The organism is Capnocytophaga sp. oral taxon 332 str. F0381, from assembly GCF_000318275.2.
Taxonomy (GTDB): domain Bacteria; phylum Bacteroidota; class Bacteroidia; order Flavobacteriales; family Flavobacteriaceae; genus Capnocytophaga; species Capnocytophaga bilenii.
Genome location: NZ_KB291337.1, coordinates 21,539 through 22,069 on the forward strand (window position 1 = coordinate 21,539; position 531 = coordinate 22,069).

1 pseudogene is annotated in these 531 nt (G+C 50.7%); it reads left to right on the forward strand.

Annotated features, from left to right (window positions below):
- Window positions 1-531 (forward strand): annotated as a pseudogene (locus HMPREF9075_RS13280) (metallopeptidase); the annotation flags it as partial.

Genomic DNA, 531 nt, shown 5'->3' on the forward strand with positions numbered 1-531 from the left:
CGACTCCGACAGTGAGCACGCCAACGGTAAGTACTCCGACAGTGAGCACTCCTACTGTAAGTACTCCGACAGTAAGTACACCAACGGTAACGACTCCGACAGTGAGCACTCCAACGGTAACGACACCGACAGTGAGCACTCCTACGGTAAGTACGCCAACAGTGAGCACTCCAACCGTAACAACACCAACCGTAACAACACCAACGGTAAGTACCCCAACGGTAACGACTCCGACAGTGAGCACTCCTACGGTAAGCACCCCAACAGTGAGCACTCCTACGGTAAGCACCCCAACAGTGAGCACCCCTACGGTAAGCACCCCAACAGTAACGACTCCAACGGTAAGTACTCCGACTGTGAGCACGCCAACAGTGAGTACTCCAACGGTAAGTACTCCAACGGTAACGACTCCGACAGTGAGCACGCCAACGGTAAGTACCCCTACAGTTCCTGATATACCCGAAAGTACAGAAGTAATTATTTACAACGGTATTTCAACAACAGATCCGAGAAACTATTTCAAAATAGAAA